The sequence below is a fragment of the Parageobacillus thermantarcticus genome (genome assembly GCF_900111865.1).
GTDB lineage: Bacteria > Bacillota > Bacilli > Bacillales > Anoxybacillaceae > Parageobacillus > Parageobacillus thermantarcticus.
The window spans coordinates 1-17,976 of sequence record NZ_FOJS01000015.1; the positions used below are offsets into that span (position 1 = coordinate 1).

Here is a 17,976-nt window from a genome sequence, read left to right on the forward strand (position 1 = left end):
CTCCATGCGACCTCGAGTCCCTAAGAAAGCTTGGCCGGCCTCCGCCTGATGACGAGACCGAACGAGGGAATGTTGGCGCAAAGACGCCCGGAGACATGGGAGGGTTCGTCCTCATCAGCGATGCGGAGATCCAAGGGTGCATCGAATACGCTTCCCCACGTCAGGAAAATGTATCCAGACGTGGCCGCGAAGCGCACCCTGGTTCTGTAAGATATCCACAAAACTGAAAAAGGATGTAAGGGATTTTGTCGAAAAATATTTTTTTGACACCCCTGAGAGGCCGAAAAGCCTTGATATATCAACATTTCTAGAGGGAGGAGAAGAGACCATGAAAACATACCGAGCCGTTTTGGTTTCCATCATGATGCTTATAAGCCTAGTGTTATTCGGATGCACTCATGAGGAAACAGGAAGCAAAAAATCGGGGGAAGAAGCAAAACACAAGTAAAAATCCCGTCCGACAAAGAATTAATCGCTGTTATTAACGATAATTTCAAAGCGTTTGATGAGGGAAATGTAGACAAATATATGGAAACCATCCATACACAGTCTCCTCTTTATGAACAAAGCAAAAAACTGTTCGAGGAAATCAGCAAAGCGTATAAATTAAAAACAGAGATATCCAATGTTGAAGTGATGGAAAAATCGGAGAAAGAAGCAAAAGTGAAGTTTATACAAAAAACAATAAAAATCGAAGGACCTGCGTTTCAAAATAACGAAATAACCGGATATCATGTGTTGCGCCCCGAAAATGGGAAATGGAAAATATACAACACGATAATGACAAAGACTGTTTTTTTAGATGAGAATGGTAATCCGCTGGAGACAGATGTACAAGATGGAAAGAACCAAATAGAAAAAATGGATTTAAAGTTTGATGATCGAAAATGGGTGCTTGACTACTTTAATTCAGCTAACGGGGAATATATTTGGGAGTTTGTGTTGGAGGGCGAAAGTGTAGAAAACTGGACAGAGCTATACACGATACATCGTTTAGAAAAAATGAATTCGACAGTTGGACTGAAAAACTGGATGGAGGCGTATAAGCAATCGTTGACCGAAGCGACCAATGGACACATCACCTTCCATACATTTGAATCGACAGACCAGGAAGAAATTTACGAATTCATTGTGAAAGATGCGAAGGTACAAGATGATCAACATGAAGTAGCTCGTTTGTTTGCTCAAGGAAATGATTTATATCTCGTACGATATACAAAATTAGGAGAGGCTATGCCTGATAAAACGAGGGACGAGTGGATTCATCGCTTGAAACAATTTAAGGCGCAAAAATAAGCAGGAAAGCGAGAGTATGGCGGAACGGAGATGCATTGTTTTTCGTCATACTTTTTTTATGGATTTTTATTCAGTTTCATATGAGAAAAGGCGTATGGAATAATGTGACTATCTTTAAGATAAAGGATAAAAGTCCTTAGTTCTAATTTATCAAAATGGAATGATTTGTTACTCTGTAGTGGCAGAAAAGAAAAGGCTATGTATGGATATAAAAGGGAAGGGGTTCGCCCGGCAATGGCTTGCTGGCGTTATATGGTAGGTTATGATAGGAGGATGCGCAATGACAGGAAAATCAAAAGATAAGTAGATAATTGCGATTCTTTTTGCCTATTACTCTTTGTCCTTTATTGATACCATTAAGAAAAAAGGCATAGATAGATAAGTTTGTTTATTTAAAAAATGGTATAATATACTTATTTTTATATAAATTCCTATATTTTGTTGACCGGTGATTTTCCCTTTCGTTAAAATATAAGGGAAAATATGGGTATAGGGGGAGAAACTATGTCAGGCGTTATTCGTTTAACACCGGAAGAGTTGCGAGGTGTCGCAAGACAATATAATACGGAAAGCTCTAATGTCACGGAATTGATTTCACGATTGGATCAAATGAGCAATATGCTGCAAGGAATTTGGGAAGGTGCTTCTAGTGAAGCATTTATCCAGCAGTATCACGAGTTGCGCCCATCGTTTGAAAAAATGGCTGTATTATTAAATGAAATCGCGCAACAATTGCACAACTCCGCTACGATTTTGGAAGAAACAGATCAGCAAATCGCTGGCCAAATCCGCGGGTAAATAGTGACACGTTCAGAAAAAAGCGCTACAAATCTAAGAAAGATTATGGCGCTTTTTTCTATATTGGGGGCTTATCATTATGTATATTCAAGTCACTATTGATCTTCGGCATTATACGGAGGATGTATTTGACCTTCGTCTGTCCAATTTTTATTCGATCAAAAAGCTCATCGATATTGTTTGGCAGTTAAAAAACATATCGGCGCCGCCAAGAGAAGGCTACTGGGTGCGGGTAGACAATAAACAAATGGTCTGCCCAGGCTATTTTACATTAAAGGACAGCGGAATTACGGATGGAGACCGCATTGTGATATTGTAGCCATCGAGAAAGCGAAAAGGAGTCCTATTTTGTTATGGAAGAGAAAAAAACTTATTTGGAAACACAAATCGATGCCGTAATGACAAAGAATAAACATTATACGATGGTCTTCCAGCGCGCGAAATTAAAAATGCAGCATCCGCTAGAATTGCAGATCATAAAGGAAATCGATCCTTATTTGTTACGGGATATTGACGTGTCCGAAGATGAAGTGAAGATTATCGTCACTCCACCTCCGTCGTTTTTTCCGTTTCCAGTTGTGCGGAAAAAATCGCTTCTTTCCCGGCTAAGAGCGGCATATCAGCTCGTCACAAAAGTGAAAAATCACTCTCTTCGCCGGTTTATCCTTATTGTATGCCCGGAAAACCTCGTGTTTGATCATGGGTTGGAGCCTTTTTTCCTTCATGTTGGAATAAAGGAGAGCCTGCCGCCGTATGAGCCGGATGAAGCCCGTCTCCTTCAAGAAGTAAAAGCGACGGTGCTGGCGCTGACAGACGGGCAACATCGTTTTGAAGAATATATGAAATTTCATGAAACATTAAAATGTTCCGATATCGCTAAGGAAATATTGCAGGCAGAACACCTAGAAGCGCTTTTATCCATTTTAGAACGATGGATGGATGAGGAAGAAGCGAAAGAACAGGCGTCTGTACATATTCCAAAACAAAAATGGAATGTGCAACGATATATCTTTTTTTCGACAATGGCTTTGTTGATTCCTGCTATGATTTATACGTTTTATTCGTTCTTTTTTTTACAGCCCAAACAAGAAGCATATGTCCGAAGTGCGGAGCTGTTTTTACAGAATAAATATAGCGACGTGATTACGGCAATGGAAAATTACCCTCCAGAAAAAATGCCGTATGTCGTGCAATATGAACTGGCTTCTTCCTACGTAATGACGGAGTCGCTTACTGAAGAGCAGCGGAAAGTGGTATTAAATAATATTACGTTGAAAACAGACCCGCAGTATTTGCTTTATTGGATTTATATCGGCCGGGGAAGAAGCGAAAATGCGCTTGAATTGGCGAGAGCGATGGAAGATCGGGAGCTGATTGTGTATGGTTTGTTAAAACATCGCGAAGAAATAAAGGCGGACGAAGAGTTAAGCGGAGAGGAAAAACAGCAAAAATTGGAAGAAATTGATAGAGAGATAGAGGAATATGAAAAAGAACGTAAGGAACAGGAAAAGCAATTGAAAGAAGAACAGCAAGAAGGGACAAGCCAGCAGCAAGCCCCGGCGCAGCAGCCGGCAGCCACTCCTCCGGCTTCGACGGCGCCAAACCAACAGTCGAACGCACCTGCATCCAATCATACGCCGCCTGCATCTAATAGCGTGCAGCCAAACAATGCGGAAACGAAACAATAAATGGAAGAAAGTGGAGCAACAAGCACAACAAGCATCATAGGAGAGGAATGATATGAGTCAATTATGGATTTTTTATGAGGATGCTTGCCAGCTATTCCCGCTGACAGGACAGGAGGATTGTATTTTTATTGGAAATAAACTGGAGCATCATGTCACCATCCCATCTTTTTTGTTTCGTAACGGATATGTGGAAATAAGACAACAAACAGATGCTTCCGCCATGACGGTGCTGCAAGGAGATAAACCAATCGGGGAGCTGAAGCCGTATGTTCCCGTTACGGTGGATGACGATGGACAAACGCTCACGGTCGTGTGGATGGACAAGGAAATAAAACAACACATTTATTACGTTGGCAATAAAACTGAACTAATGGTGGCGCCTGATCCACAGGCAGACATTCAAATGAAAACGGCGAGGGCATCATTTGTCAAGCAGCAGGGAGAATGGTTCGTTGTTCCAAACCATGAATCGCCGCTGTTTCTTAATGGTGCGAAAATATCCGATGCTGTTTCTTTGCAAAATGGGGACGTGATCCTGTGTCCATATGCACAATTTGTTTTTTTAGAGGATGATTTATTAGCAGTCGCAAGCAGCCAAGAGATAACATCTTCGCTGACGGAAACAGTGCCGCCGGTTTCGGAAATGAAAAAAAAGTATCCTGTTTATCACCGGACTCCGCGCATGATTTATGAACTGCCAAGCGAAAAGGTTGCGATTTCGTTTCCAAGCCAAGAAGGAGACGGGGATCAGCGCGGTTTATGGCTAATGATTTTACCGCCGTTGCTGATGCTTCTTGTTATGGGGGTTATTGCTTTCATTCAACCGCGGGGCATCTTTATTCTCATTTCGATCGTGATGTTTGCGACAACGTTGGTGACATCGGCCGTGCAATATTTTCGGGAAAGAAAAAATCGCAAAGCGCGGAAAGAAAAGCGCCGGCGCATTTATACGAATTATTTGAAACAAAAGCGGGAAGAGCTTCACGCGCTATCCGAGAAACAAAGAAACGTGCTATATTACCACTTTCCTTCATTTGAAAAGATGAAATTGCTAGCTTTGCAAATTAGCGACCGTATTTGGGAACGAACGATGGAAAGCGGCGATTTCCTTCATCTTCGCATCGGAAAAGCGGATGTTCCGTCTACCTATGAAGTGTCGGTGAGTATGGGGGATTTGGCTAACCGGGAAATCGACGATTTATTAGAGCAGGCTCAACGGATGGAGCGAACTTATCAAACCGTAAAAAATGTGCCGCTTACGATTGATTTGTCAAGCGGGGCAATGGGAATGATCGGGAAAGCTGCGATCGTTCATCATGAAATTCAGCAGCTTGTAGGGCAAATCGCCTTTTTCCACAGTTACCACGATGTACGGTTTGTGGCCATCTTTGCTGAAAAAGATTATAAGGATTGGGAATGGATGAAATGGCTCCCGCATTTTCAACTGCCCAATTCTTTCGCGAAAGGATTTATTTATAACGAACAGACACGCGACCAATTGTTATCGTCCATTTACGAAATGTTGAGGGAGCGCGACTTGGATGAAGACAAAGAGAAAAAACGGTTTTCCCCGCATTTCGTGTTTATCGTCGCCAACCGCTCTTTAATTGCGGAACATGTCATTTTGGAATATTTGGAGGAAAAAAACGAAGAAGTCGGTATTTCCGTGATTTTTGCTTCCGATACGAAGGAAAGTTTAACAGAAAACATTCATACGCTCGTGCAATATATCAACGAGCGGGATGGAGAAATTTTAATCCAGCACCGGAAAGCGGCGCATATTCCGTTTACGCTCGATGAACATACTCGGGAAGGAAACGAGCGGTTCGCCCGCCTATTGCGCTCTTTAGATCATCAAAGAGGAATGCATAATTCTATTCCAGAAAAAGTCACGTTTCTCGAATTACTTCAAGTGAAGAAAGCGGAAGAGATAAATATGAAGGAAAACTGGATGACTCATCAACCTTCGCGCTCGTTGGCTGTTCCAATTGGACTAAAAGGCAGAAAAGACGTCGTAGAGCTGAACTTGCATGAAAAAGCGCACGGTCCGCACGGGCTTGTCGCGGGGACGACAGGGTCTGGGAAAAGTGAACTGCTGCAAACGTACATTTTGTCATTGGCGGTGCATTTTCACCCTCATGAAGTCGCATTTTTGCTCATCGACTATAAGGGAGGCGGCATGGCGCAGCCGTTTAAAAACATTCCGCATTTATTAGGCACGATTACTAATATTCATGGCAGCAAAAACTTCAGCGCGCGCGCGTTGGCTTCCATTAACAGTGAGCTGAAAAAGCGGCAGCGCTTGTTTGATCGATATGAAGTAAATCACATCAATGACTATATGGAGCTATATAAACAAGGAAAAGCAAAAGAGCCTCTTCCGCACCTTTTTTTAATCGCCGATGAATTCGCTGAATTAAAAAGCGAAGAACCGGACTTTATTCGCGAATTGGTGAGTGCGGCGCGGATTGGCCGCAGCCTGGGAGTCCATCTTATTTTAGCGACACAAAAGCCAAAAGGAGTTATCGACGAGCAAATTTGGAGCAATGCCCGCTTCCGTATCAGTTTAAAAGTGCAAGATGCCAGCGACAGTAAAGAAATATTGAAAAACGGCGACGCGGCTACAATTACTGTCACGGGCCGCGCGTATCTTCAAGTCGGAAACAATGAGGTATATGAGTTATTTCAATCGGCGTGGAGCGGTGCGCCGTATATGGAAGAAGGCGTTGAATCAGAAGATGATATTTATATTGTCACGGATTTAGGGCTTGTTCCGGTTTCGAATATTGACGCGAAAATGAAGAAAAACAAGAAAAAACAAAAAACAGAAATCGAAATGGTTGTTCAAGAAATTATCAAAACGCAGCAGCAACTCGGGATTGAAAAGCTGCCGAGCCCATGGCTGCCGCCGTTATCTTCGCGCCTGCATCGCCCTGCTTTGCTAGAAGGAGACACCGTTTATTTTCCAATTGGTCTAAAAGATGAACCGGAACTGCAGCGGCAATCAGACTACTTATATCAATGGATGGAAGATGGAAATATCGGCATTTTTGGTTCTGCGGGATATGGGAAATCGACAACGGCGATGACATTGTTAATGAGCTTTGCGTCCGTCTATAGTCCAGAACAGCTTCATTATTACATTTTCGATTTCGGAAACAACGCGTTGCTGCCGCTGCGGCAATTGCCGCATACAGCTGATTATTTTCGGCTCGATGATGAAAAGAAGATTGAGAAGTTTATGAAGTTAATGAAAGAAGAAATCGAACAGCGAAAACAGCGTTTCATGGAAAAAGAAGTAAGCACGATTAAATTGTATAACACGCTTTCTGAAGAAAAGCTCCCGATTATCTTTATCGCGATTGACAACTTTGATCTTGTCAAAGAAGAAATGCCGGAGCTGGAAACACAGCTCATTCAATATGCTAGAGACGGGCAATCGCTTGGAATATTTTTAATGATAACGGCAACAAGGGTTAGCGGAGTTCGCCCGCCGCTCATGAACAATTTAAAAACAAAAATCGTTCATTATTTCCTTGACAGTTCGGAACGGTTTTCCATCATTGGACGAACTCCGTACGAGGTCGAGCCGATTCCGGGGCGAGCGCTGGTAAAAAAAGAGCAAGCGGTTTTAACGCAAATTTATCTTCCGGCTGATGGGGAAGATGACATCGCGGTGCTTGAAAATGTGAAAGAAGAGATCGTAAGGCTGACAGAAAAATATAAAAGCATGCGCAAGCCGCAGCCGATTCCAATGCTTCCAGCACGATTACCATTTGTTGTCTTTGCAAAAACGTATGTGGTTCAGCCGCAGCCTGGCTTGATTCCGATTGGTCTTGATGAAGAGACGGTTCGACCAGTTTCTCTTCATATACAAACCAATCCGCATTGTCTTGTAGTAGGGCAACCGCGCAAAGGGAAGACGAATGCAATCAAAGTGATATTGGAATCATTGCTCGCCCAGCCAACAGCGGGCGTCGGGATGTTTGATGGAGTGGACCGCGGCCTTGCTTTATACGCTAATAAAGAAAACGTTACCTATATAGAAACAAAAGAGCAAATGCACCATTGGCTTGATGAGGCAAATGGAATATTGCAAACGAGGGAGGAAGAGTATTTAGCGGCAATTGGGAAAACAGACGTTCATGTACAAGCTTTTTCACCTGTTGTTTTCGTCGCGGATAGCCTTTCTAGGCTTCAGCAGTCAGCCGATAGTAAAATTCACGAGCGAATCGCGATGATGATGAAGCGATACAGCCATCTTGGATTTAGTGTCATTGTCGCAGGAAACGCAAATGAATTTACGAAGGGCTTTGATGCGCTGACAACTGAACTGAAACAAGTTCGGCAAGCGATCCTCGTCATGAAAAAATCGGAACAAAGCTTGTTTGCACTGCCATTTACGCGACACGAACCAGAAGTGGACCCAGGGTTTGGCTATTTTGTCTTCAATGGAAAAGAACAGAAAATACAAATCCCACAAGTAGAATAAAGGAAATCAGGTGAACCATATGACGGAAAAATGGAAAATCGTCAAGTTGATTGCGAAGATTATGTTTATTGTTGCTCTTCCTGTACTATTCTTTACGTTCATTGGCCATAACCCGATGAAGGTAACAGAGAGGACAACGAACCGAATCGCGGTAGTCAACGAAGATGTAGGAGCCGATTATGATAAAAAAACATACGACTTCGGCAAAGAAATTGTACCAGCCCTTGATGATCACTCTAGTTATCAGTGGTCTGTCGTCAATCGCAGCCAAGCGGAAAAAGGGCTGGCGGACGGCCAATATGACGCTGTTGTGTATTTGCCATCCGATTTTTCGAGAAACATTTTGACCTTTAATGAAAAAAAGCCGCTTAAGGCAACCGTTCAATATAAAATCCAGCCGAATCTCGAGGCGAAAAATCGGGAGCGGGTACAGAGAGAACTAGAAGCGGCGAAAAATACGATCAACCAAAAGATGTCTACGCTGTATTGGAGCTATGTCGGCCAAGCGGTAGAAGATATTCGCAAAAAATTTAGCGCTATTTTGGAAAAAGAGATCGCTTTTCAAAAGACGATGTACGATTTTTACACCCCCAGCTCTGCCAAATTAACAAAAGAGATCGAGAGCCAAAAGAAGATGCTTGAACAGCTGCTTTCGTCTTCGAAAAACGCCGAAAGCTCCTCCAACGATACGTTAAATGGTTTGGAGCAGGCGGAAGCGGAAATTGCTTCGTTTATCGAGGATATTCAGGCATATAAAGAATATCAGCAACGGCAGCATGACCTCATCCAAGAAGGAATTCATCAGTATGAAAAGATGGTGAGCGGAGGAATACGTTCCATCGTAGAACGGCCATGGAATGTCAAACCGGAGTGGGAATTAAATAGCCAAACATTGCTAGAATCTGTGTCTACACTGCGCAATACGGTTATGAACAGCCATACAGCGTTGACGAGTCTCTATAACCAACTGGAAAATTCAAATGTTTATGAACGATTATTGGAGTCGCAAAAAGATCTCATCCGTCAATATCAACAGCAAACAGATGCAAAGATATTGGACGAAGTGCAGCAAAAACTCATTCCGCTACGGCAGCAGCTGCAATCTGCCACCACTCTGTCAGCACCGAATGAACAGCCGGTGCCGGGAGAGCTGCCACAGCCATCAGGGAACGGGCAGTGGCTGAACGGGCTCGAGCAGCAGCTGGCATCTTTAAAGACCGAGCTGCGAACGGTAAAGCCGCAACTTCCGCAAGAGACGCAGGAGGGGCAAGATGCATCGGGAAGCTGGGGGGATATTGACAATGTCATAAATCAGCTGGAAATGGAAATGCAAAAAGCAAAACAAGCATGGCAAAAGCAGTTATCCCTTCAACAGCAATGGCAAGAAAAATACGCGCAATTGGCAAAGCAGTTGACCGTGCAAGCGAATAACGACAATGGACAATCGGAAAAAACAGTGGTTCAACAAATTATCGCAAAAGAACAAGCTATTCTTCAGTCTCCGTCGTTATCCGAAGAGAAAAAACAACAATTATCCGCCTGCTTTCAGCCGGCTATTCAAAGCAGAAACATGAATGATCTTCTCGCCTATTTTTCTTGGTTATCGATTTTTGAGGATACGTTAAAGCGAATGGGGAATTTTGATGAAGCGCTTGTGAATCAGCTAATTTTAAATTGGAAGGAAAAAGCAGATATTTTCCAAACTTTATCGATGATTCATAGCGGAATTCAGCAGTTGCAGGGCGATTCGGCCACTTCTTTGCACGGCGCAGAAGCGGTCGAAAACAACGTCCATTCTTTTGTGGAAGCAACACTCGAGTATGATAAAAATGTGGAAAAAATGCAAGCAGAGCTGATGGGACAATTGCAATCACTAAACGATGCCGCGAATGAAGTAACAGTACAGCTCCAGCAAACCATGGATGAAGAAGGAACCATACAATCGACGGTAGGAGCCAACGATGGTGAATTTGTTATTGCCATCCAGCAAAACACGCTGCAAGATATCGCACAAATTTCTGATTTAGTCACTTCCATTGCCCAAGGACAAGACCGGATTATCGATTACACCAATGAGATGCATGAAAAAGTGGCATCGGTCCAAGGACGTGCGGATGAGTTAAACAACAAATGGGCAACTAATGTCAATACAACTAAACAAATAAAAAACGATGTTTATCGTCTGTTAGACAATACGATGGTTGACAAACAAACAAACGGATATGTGTATGATTACTTAACCAATCCGGTACAAGTAAGCGGAGATATTCCGAAAGAGAAAGCGACGTACACGCCGCCTGTTGTGATGCTTGTCATTGTTTTGCTCTGCGGCATGCTCATTGGGTTCTTCCTACATTATTATTCTTTCGTTCCGCTTATGCTGCAGATGGCGTTGCTGATCATGATGAACTTGCTTGTTGGTTTCATCATCAGCACATATGGATTGCGAATTTATCCGATGCAAGATGTGCAGGCGCTCAAGTGGAGCATCTTTACCATCATCTTATTATTTTTCTGTTCCGCCATTGTTCGCTTGGCCTTTTTCATCGGACCGTTTACCGGCTGGGTGCTTGGAGTCGGCTTAATCCTGTTTTTCATTACTCCATTACTCGATTTAGTATTGCCTAACTTTAGCTTTGATCATCCGATATCAGAAACATATATGTCGATTCAATATGGAGACCAGCAAGCATTTTATCCAGCTGTCATTACGTTAGGAGTTGTCACCGTGCTCATGTCCGCTGTTCCGTTTTTGAAGCAGCGCCTGAACGCTCTGCAGAAGGAGGCGGAAACATATGAAGGGTAGAAGACGTCTTATGATGTTCTGCCTCTCCTTCCTCTCCTTTGTATTGGCTGCGATGGGAGTGACGGTTTACGCGGAAGCGGACGAGTGGCCGGAAATCGAACCAAATCAATATCAGCGGCAGGACATCGAATTGCGCACCGATTACCTTCATGAAAAGTCGCTGCTCGATGAAAAGGGAGATTTACCGGAAACGCAAACATCGCTGACATTTCAAAGACCGGTTTCTTCTTTCTTCGAACAAACAAAAGCGCAGTTGTTTTTATCGGGAGAAAAAGAAACGAATACGATTGCTGCCAAAGCGGAGAAGCTGCGATTGTTTGCTAACACTTCAACACAGTCGGTTCCGTCTCGCCAGCCATTGGACGAGACGGAACGAACACCATCATCGTTTCTGCCATGGCTGTTCGGCTTTTTCATTTTCGGTTTTCTTATTGTCATCTTCACGGTAATTGTTCCGCGCATGAAAAAATTTATTCCGTAAACAGGCTATTTTGAAGGAATTTTGGCATGTTTCACATGGCAGAATCATCGGTAAGGAAAAAGTCCTGTTTGTCATCTGGAAAAACAGGAATATATCATGATTTATCCTTATTTTACTTATGTTACCATTCTGATAGTGTGTTAATTGGGGGAGGAATCAAAGTGGCGTCTTTATTGGAGTCGATCGAAAAAGAATGGAAACGCAAAGCCTATGAGGCGATGATTCATTGCCTGCAGTCGTATCAAGGGCAGGTCGAAGAAGCGATCGAGGAATTTCAACATGGCACACGCGCATTTTATCGCGCGAATGACGAGTATGTTCCGCATTGGCAGGGAAAGGCGAGAGAAGCGTATGAATGGATGTACGTGGACTTGCGGCAAATCGAGACACGCATTTATGCGACCGCCGATGATCTTCTTCATGAAATCAGCAGGGAAATCGCGCGAATCCGTCGAATGATAGAGGAGTTATAAAATGACGACGATTCGAGTCAAGCCGGAAGAATTGGAAACGGTAGCGAAGCATGTCCCCGATGCAGAAGACGCCTGCTGTCGTGCGCGAACCTCGCTTTCCTGGGAACTGTCCTTTTTAGCGATGGAGGTTCCCGGCATTAGTACTGCTGAGATCGATCGTCTCAAGGATGAACTGGTTCATTGGCTCCACCGCTATGAAGAAAAGCTGAATGAAGCCGAGGAACTGCTGTATCGGACAGCAGCGGCAATGCGCCAGGCGGACCAAACGATTGCCGACAACATGAAAGAATTTGGTCTGGAGCTTAGCGGCTTGTATGACTTGCAGCGGGTGTTTGGTGAATATGACCCGGTGACAGGGGAACGTCTTTCATTTGGAGATCGCCTGTTTGCGGGAGGAATGTTATTGTTGTCGGTCATTCCTCCAGCTAAAGGAGCAGGCGTTGCCGGTAAAGCAGCGGTGAAAGGAGCGAAAGCGGCCGGAACCGCAGCGGAGGTTTCGAAATTGGTCTCGCAAATGAAATATGTTCTCCGCTATGATAAAATGATGTCTGCCCTACAAGCGATATACCTCCAAGTCGTAAAAGCGCCGATTACCGAAATGATTCGTTCGTTCAAAAAGCAATGGGAGAACTTCCGCGAAAATGTTGGCTCTGTCCTACAGGGACCGCAGTCAGCCTTGGCAGGAGTCGGCGGTCCGGCACCCCGCATGTGGATGAGCGGGGCTGAGAGGGAAACCAAAGGAACGACGATGAATAGCGTTGGCAGAACGGGGGATGAAGTAGTTGGTAAGGGCACGGGTAAAACTGTTAAGCTACCAAGCCAAGGGACGGTGGACGCAGGCGTTCCGGGAGCACCAAAAGTAGATGCTGGTAAGCAAGGAAAGCATGTTTTAGGTCATCCTAATAGTATGCCTGGTAAGAAAACTCAATGGCCAGAAGGAGAAGATGGAGTTAAATTGACTCAAGAAGCATGGGTAAAGGGAACTGTGGTTAAACCAGATGGTAGTGTTAAAATTTATGATTTTCACAAACCAATTGGAGCGAATGGAGAAACTAGAGTAAAAGTTCATATGGATAAAAAGGGAAACATCCATGGTTACCCAGTAAAATAACGGAGGTATATTATGAAACAAAATGTATTAAATACAATTGAACAATTATATCACCATGGTGATTTTGGATATGTTTTATTGAATTATGTCGATACTAATGTCTGGGCTAATAAAATCACTCATCAAATAAAAGGAATAAACGTTGAGAATTTAACAGATTTTAATTATTCAAAATGTTTCACATTGTATATTATACCTTCGATCCATCCTAAGATAAAAATAGGTACGGATAAATTTAGAGAATATATCAGAGAACATACTTATTTAAACGGATTATTGGTTTATATTTCGGCAATCGCTCCATTTGCAGCAATAAAGTATACTAGGTATGAATATGTTGATGGAGAGATTGAAATGCAAGAACAATATCAGCCATTCGATGAAGAAACAGAACGAATTGGCAAAGATATTTTGAAATTATTAGAGAATGAAGGGATACAAATTCTTGAAAAAAGCTTATTAGAAATAGAAGTACCTAATATTTCATTAGAACTTAGAGAGGAAGAGGTAACAGTATTTCATTGCCTATTTGAGGATAGTTATTAAAAAGAAATTATACTTGGATTGGCATTAAGCAAGAGACTTTAATGGTTGTAGATTATTTGAACAGCGAAGACAATGAGAGCATTATTTTGGAGCTTTTAAAAAACAAAGCAAATTTTAAACTCTATGAGCATAATGACGATGAATGAAGGAGTTACCCCTTGTGCATTTTATAAATAGTTTCAAGTTGTCACGACAAATTGCTGAAGAGAGAAAGAATGGATGAATTGTTATTTGGTGATGATGAAGACTAACAATACTACCCCAAAACGAGTATTCAAGGGCTCCTCGTTTTGGGGTTTTTTATCTAACTATTTTAAACGTTAATGTCAAAAATGTGTAAAAATTTCTTTCCCGTTAACACCGTTCACGACAATTACTTTAACGTTCTATTGTATATACATGTCATTTCGTAAAATGAGAAGGAAAATCATCTGAACTTAGCGAAAGATAGAGGAGCTGCAATGACGACGATTCGAGTCAAGCCGGAAGAGCTGGAAACCGTAGCGAAGCATGTCCCCGATGCAGAAGATGCCTGCCGGTATGCGCGAACCTCGCTTTCCTGGGAACTTCCCTCTCTGCTATGGAGATTCCGGGCATCGATTCTGCCGCCATCCACGAGCTTACAGACGAACTGCTTCATTGGCTCCGGCGCTATGAAGAAAAGCTGAATGAAGCAGAGGAACTGCTGTACCGGACAGCTGCAGCCATCAGACAGGCAGACCAAACGCTTGCCGACAACATGAAAGAATTCGGTCCGGAGCTTCTTGGCTGGTATGACTTGCAGCGGGTGTTTGGTGAATATGACCCGGTGACAGGGGAACGTCTTTCATTTGGAGATCGCCTGTTTGCGGGAGGAATGTTATTGTTGTCGGTCATTCCTCCAGCTAAAGGAGCGGGGGTTGCCGGCAAAGCGGGGATCAAAGGAGCGAAAGCGGCCGGAACCGCAGCGGATGTTTCTAAATTGATCTCGCAAATGAAATATGTTCTCCGCTATGATAAAATCATGCCAGCCTTTCAAGTGGTATACCACCAAATCGTGAAGGCGCCGATTACCAAAACGCTGCAATATTTTAAGAAGCAATGGGATGACCTTCTTGCCAGAGTTCCATCTGTTCAATGGCAGCCGGCATTTGCTGGGATAGGGCCAGTGTCAAGGGCAGGGATACAAGAGACTGCAGAAGAAGTCACCAGCTCCATCCGCTTTTCGATGAGTCAAGCCGGGGATGGAGTGATTGGGAAAGGAACGGGTGGTGTTGCTAAGGGTACTGTTAATCTTAATTCAGTTCCATCTGTAAAGAATGGTGAATTTAATAGATGGTTCAATTCACTAACTCCTGATGAGTTTGACGAAGTATGGTCTGACCCTAGGTTAAGAAAAGCCATTGAAAGTAGACTTAGACATCCAGGTGGGTTTCATGAGTGGCATTTAGTATCTCGAGCTCCTACTTTTAAACGGTGGGGTGTAACAGCAGAACAAATTAAGGAATTAAGAACTGCTATAGAAGATGTTAAGTTTGTTAATCCAAAAGGAGTTCATGGCGGCAAGGGTTCTACGAGAGCTCATAATGAATTATTAGAGATTATTGATTCTTCACCAGATTATGCAACATTCAAGAGACGACTCCAAAATTGGGCTAATTATAGATTAGAAGGTGGAGTAGAATCTTTACCGGAAGGTCTTAGACCATAAAAAAGCTAAGGGGGAGTATGAAGTATATGGAGAAGGAAGGGTTTGTATCATTATTTATTGGCAACTCTAAGTCATATAAGGATCTTCAAAACTATATTTTGAATAGTTATACAGAAGATGGAGATTTACTACCTTCCGAATTTGAAAAAGACTTTAACATTGATTACTATAATGAAGATTTTAGGGAAGTAGAATTCTACGATGAACCATCGAATGATTTACGTGTTCTACTTGAAGGTTTTTCTTATGATGAGGAGATAATTCCAAAATTTATAGAGCTCTGCGGTGAGCGTTTAAATCAAGAAGTGAACTCAGTTATTTTACTTTATAACTTTCAATATAATGGACATGTCAATGAAAAAAATCAGTTTAGATTTTTAGGAACCGTGCAATATAAGTAATTATAAACACCTTGAATGAGTGTTCAACACTCTTTCAAGGTTTCTTTTTTTATTTTATAAAAGGGGAGTGCAACATTTTTGATTCGTTACTTAAAAGTAATGAGAAGGGAAATTGCACGGATACAGCGAAAGTTAGAGGATATACAATGACGACGATTCGAGTCAAGCCGGAAGAATTGGAAACGGTAGCGAAGCATGTCCCCGATGCAGAAGATGCCTGCCGGTGTGCGCGAACCTCACTTTCCTGGGAACTGCCCTCTTTAGTGATGGAGATTCCGGGCATCGGCTCTGCCGCCATCCATGAGCTTACAGACGAACTGTTTCATTGGCTCCAGCGCTATGAAGAAAAGCTGAATGAAGTGGAAGAACTGCTGTATCGGACGGCTGCAGCCATCAGACAGGCAGACCAAACGCTTGCCGACAACATGAAAGAATTCGGTCTGGAGCTTCTTGGCTGGTATGACTTGCAGCCGGGTGTTTGGGGAATACGACCCGATTACTGGAGAACGGATATCCGGATGGGACCGCCTGGTTGCGGGAGGAATGCTGTTGGCCTCTTTAAAGATGTGGCCATTTTATCCCAAAAACAGATTCGAAAATTAATTGAGAGAGATAGCTCTTCTTCTGATTTTTGGAAAAATAGAGCGTTAACTTGGACTGCAAGAGACAATGAATATTTGATAAGAGGAGAAATACCTAGCAAATTCATAAAAATTTCTCCTAAGGAGTGAGTATATATGTTTTTATATTTCCAAGATGAATGTCTAGGTGAAATACAAAATATCAACACTGAAGGCATGTGGATGTATGGTAAACTTATACCTAATCAAAATATAGTAAAGTTTAAAGAGTTTTTTAAGGCTCTGACGGATGAAGAAAACGATTTTAAAGAGAGTGAATATAATGAAGAATGGCTGAAAGATGAAAATTGGTTTATTGTGGATAATCATCAAAATAAAAGAGGAATTTATTTGCCGGCTGTGTATGAAGACGGGGAAATAAATTGGAGATGGAGGTAACTTGATTTAGAACGAAAACCTTGATTGGCTATATGCCTTTCAAGGTTTTTCTATTTTCAATCTAACAGCTATATCAAATAATAAAGTGTGTTTACGAGAGAGTTTAAGTATGTTTTTTACTAACATTTTAATTCAGAGTTCATGATGGTTCACCTGCAACGAGTTTGGCTGCAATGCATGGTAAAGCGATTAATGCCACTAATACCCTTCGAGTACACTTTAAAACACGAGAGAAAGGAATCTCGTGGCGAGAAATAGGATATAAACTTTTAACCGACTGTATGTAACAGTAATAATAAACTGGATGGTTTAGAAATTGTTTACTGGTATGACTTGCAGCGGGTGTTTGGTGAATATGACCCGGTGACAGGGGAACGGCTTTCATTTGGAGAATGTCTGCTGGCAGGAGGAATGCTATTGGCTTCGCTGTTCTTCCGTTTAAAGGGGCAGGAGTTGCTGCCAAGGCAGGAATCAAAGGAGTGAAAGAAACGGATGTTTCCAACTTGGTCTCGCAAACGAAACATGTTCTCCGCTACGATAAAATCAGCCTGCCCTGCAAACAGTATACACCAAGTCATAAAGGCGCCAATTACCCAAGCGATTCGTTCGTTCAAAAAGCAATGGGACGATCTTCTCGACAACGTTCCATCTGTCCAGCGTCAGCGCGCCTTTGCGTGAATCGGTCCAGCACCCTAGGTATGGGATGAGTGGTGCCGAGAAAGAAGTAAAATTTTTGCCGTTTTCTATGATTTCCTCTCCATTCTAGAAATAATTATATTGGCTGGATGAAACTGCTTCATCAGACGTGCCCCTTTCTGCGTACGGACCACGCAATTGGTAAACTGAAAACAGTCCAGCGCTTTCCTTAAGCAGGTTCCAGTTCAACAACTGCATGGCGATAGCGGTTAAGCATCTTGATTATCTTCAGTGCCCTCTATACACTCCGACATACGCGCAAACCAAACCGTTCTAGATTGCGATAGCCAGACAATGGCAGATCGCATTCTTGCTTGAGAATGAAATTTCACATAAACAAAATCACCATGTTCGAGAGTTGCGTAAAAAATGAATTTATTCCCTTAGCCCCAAAACCAAAAGATTGATCGTCAGTATTATTTTTGGAAGGGAGATGAGTTCACGTTAACGCAAAAGGAAAGGATAGACGTTGCAACACG

14 protein-coding genes and 2 pseudogenes are annotated in these 17,976 nt (G+C 42.7%); all 16 read left to right on the forward strand.

The genetic code is table 11. The annotated features are described in order from the left end of the window. Positions 1-528 precede the first annotated feature (528 nt). The 16 genes and pseudogenes from BM278_RS09035 (at position 529) to BM278_RS19650 (ending at position 17,479) form a co-directional block, all read left to right on the forward strand. On the forward strand, positions 529-1,296 hold the full coding sequence (locus BM278_RS09035; protein WP_244151140.1) for a hypothetical protein: 768 nt from the start codon (positions 529-531) through the stop codon (positions 1,294-1,296). A 504-nt stretch (positions 1,297-1,800) separates the two neighbouring features. Then, complete coding sequence (locus BM278_RS09040) at positions 1,801-2,094, forward strand: WXG100 family type VII secretion target (RefSeq protein ID WP_064552108.1); 294 nt, start codon at positions 1,801-1,803, stop codon at positions 2,092-2,094. A 79-nt stretch (positions 2,095-2,173) separates the two neighbouring features. Then, a complete protein-coding gene (gene yukD, locus BM278_RS09045) occupies positions 2,174-2,413 on the forward strand; it encodes an ESX secretion system protein YukD (protein WP_017435737.1) in 240 nt (79 codons plus the stop codon). 34 nt (positions 2,414-2,447) lie between these two features. Beyond that, positions 2,448-3,782, forward strand: coding sequence for a type VII secretion protein EssB (gene essB / locus BM278_RS09050; protein WP_090949109.1), 1,335 nt, complete (start codon positions 2,448-2,450; stop codon positions 3,780-3,782). Positions 3,783-3,834: 52 nt separating this feature from the next. Further along, positions 3,835-8,274 (forward strand): type VII secretion protein EssC, encoded by a 4,440-nt coding sequence (essC, locus tag BM278_RS09055; protein WP_090949111.1) that lies wholly within the window; start codon positions 3,835-3,837, stop codon positions 8,272-8,274. A gap of 19 nt (positions 8,275-8,293) precedes the next feature. Further along, positions 8,294-11,080: a type VII secretion protein EsaA gene (gene esaA / locus BM278_RS09060; RefSeq protein WP_090949112.1), complete on the forward strand. Its 2,787-nt coding sequence runs from the start codon at positions 8,294-8,296 to the stop codon at positions 11,078-11,080. Beyond that, the gene (gene essA, locus BM278_RS09065) at positions 11,070-11,561 is read left to right on the forward strand and encodes a type VII secretion protein EssA (protein ID WP_090949114.1); all 492 of its coding nucleotides are present in this window, start codon (positions 11,070-11,072) and stop codon (positions 11,559-11,561) included. The genes esaA and essA overlap by 11 nt, the downstream gene beginning before the upstream one ends. A 161-nt stretch (positions 11,562-11,722) precedes the next feature. Continuing rightward, complete coding sequence (locus BM278_RS09070; protein WP_090949116.1) at positions 11,723-12,034, forward strand: DUF5082 domain-containing protein; 312 nt, start codon at positions 11,723-11,725, stop codon at positions 12,032-12,034. Between the two features lies 1 nt (position 12,035). Further along, the gene (locus BM278_RS09075; protein WP_090949119.1) at positions 12,036-13,145 is read left to right on the forward strand and encodes a pre-toxin TG domain-containing protein; all 1,110 of its coding nucleotides are present in this window, start codon (positions 12,036-12,038) and stop codon (positions 13,143-13,145) included. A gap of 12 nt (positions 13,146-13,157) precedes the next feature. Further along, entirely contained in the window at positions 13,158-13,691 is a 534-nt protein-coding gene (locus BM278_RS09080) for a hypothetical protein (RefSeq protein ID WP_090949121.1), read from the forward strand. A 461-nt stretch (positions 13,692-14,152) separates the two neighbouring features. Beyond that, a pseudogene (locus BM278_RS09085) lies at positions 14,153-14,958 on the forward strand (pre-toxin TG domain-containing protein); the annotation flags it as partial. Between the two features lie 449 nt (positions 14,959-15,407). Further along, the gene (locus tag BM278_RS09090) at positions 15,408-15,782 is read left to right on the forward strand and encodes an immunity 22 family protein (RefSeq protein WP_090949204.1); all 375 of its coding nucleotides are present in this window, start codon (positions 15,408-15,410) and stop codon (positions 15,780-15,782) included. A gap of 146 nt (positions 15,783-15,928) precedes the next feature. Beyond that, a pseudogene (locus tag BM278_RS09095) lies at positions 15,929-16,343 on the forward strand (pre-toxin TG domain-containing protein); the annotation flags it as partial. Between the two features lie 176 nt (positions 16,344-16,519). Continuing rightward, the gene (locus BM278_RS09100; protein ID WP_090949123.1) at positions 16,520-16,801 is read left to right on the forward strand and encodes a hypothetical protein; all 282 of its coding nucleotides are present in this window, start codon (positions 16,520-16,522) and stop codon (positions 16,799-16,801) included. 363 nt (positions 16,802-17,164) lie between these two features. Further along, positions 17,165-17,284, forward strand: a complete 120-nt coding sequence (locus BM278_RS19645) for a hypothetical protein (protein ID WP_425272973.1) — start codon at positions 17,165-17,167, stop codon at positions 17,282-17,284. Between the two features lie 9 nt (positions 17,285-17,293). Continuing rightward, positions 17,294-17,479 carry a hypothetical protein gene (locus BM278_RS19650; RefSeq protein WP_425272972.1) on the forward strand — a complete coding sequence of 62 codons (186 nt, stop codon included), beginning with the start codon at positions 17,294-17,296 and terminating at the stop codon, positions 17,477-17,479. Positions 17,480-17,976: the final 497 nt, after the last annotated feature.